The organism is Roseibium sp. AWQ4_254, from assembly GCF_056161025.1.
Window position 1 is genome coordinate 1 of record NZ_JBSWYH010000090.1, and the last position, 857, is coordinate 857.

Genomic DNA, 857 nt, shown 5'->3' on the forward strand with positions numbered 1-857 from the left:
GGCCCGGAACCGCTCTGTCGCTGATCTCTGCTGGGCGGTCGCTGATCATCAACGCATCATTGAGGAAGGATTTGCCGCGATTGCGTCCGCGTTCGCGAGGTAATCTGAGAGCACGGCCGGACCGTAGACACGCGGAGAGCTCTCGCTTCAGCGCACCACGTCCCTGGATGTAGAGAGCCTGATAAATGGCTTCGTGGCTGATGCGCATCGTTGGATCCTTGGGGAAGTCCACCTTCAGCCGTTGCGAGATCTGTTCCGGGCTCCAGGCAGACGACCAGCGACGGCTTTGCCGGTGAACGGCCCGCCGCCCTTTCCATACCACAGCAGGCCCATCGAAGGCGATGCCGTCTGGTGTGGCGATAAGGCCGGACAACCGATCCTGCACATAGTCGCGCAGAGCGGGGTTGAGCGTGAGCTTGCTCGCTTTTGGCCGCTTAGCCGCACGATCAGCATGCCATTGTGCATTGATCGCACGGTAGTCGAAGTCTCCGCCGCGGGTTGCCGAGTTGCGCCTGATCTCTCGGGAGATCGTGCTGGGCGATCTCTTAAGCTTGCGCGCTATGGCGCGGACACCTGTGCCCCTCGCGCACTCTAAAGCTATTTCCTCGCGTTCTGCAAAGGAAAGGCTACAATTCTTAGGCAAGGGCGCCGATGGCGCAAGATGTGTGGGAGGCATTCCACCAGAACTCCGAAACCATCGCGTTCCAACGGGCGCAGAGACACCTGCTTCAACGGCGGCATCCTCACTGGATACCCCCTTTGCAACCGCACGCCAGAACCGGCATAGATTCTCACGTTGCCAGACTGGCGGCCTGCCGGGAGAGTTTAATTTGTCCCGGGTCGAACGTTCGGACTTT

At 60.2% G+C, this 857-nt stretch carries 1 protein-coding gene; it reads right to left on the reverse strand.

Annotated features, from left to right (window positions below):
• Positions 1-857: transposase (locus tag ACXAIC_RS24740; protein ID WP_475187099.1), on the reverse strand; the 857-nt coding region annotated here is incomplete at both ends.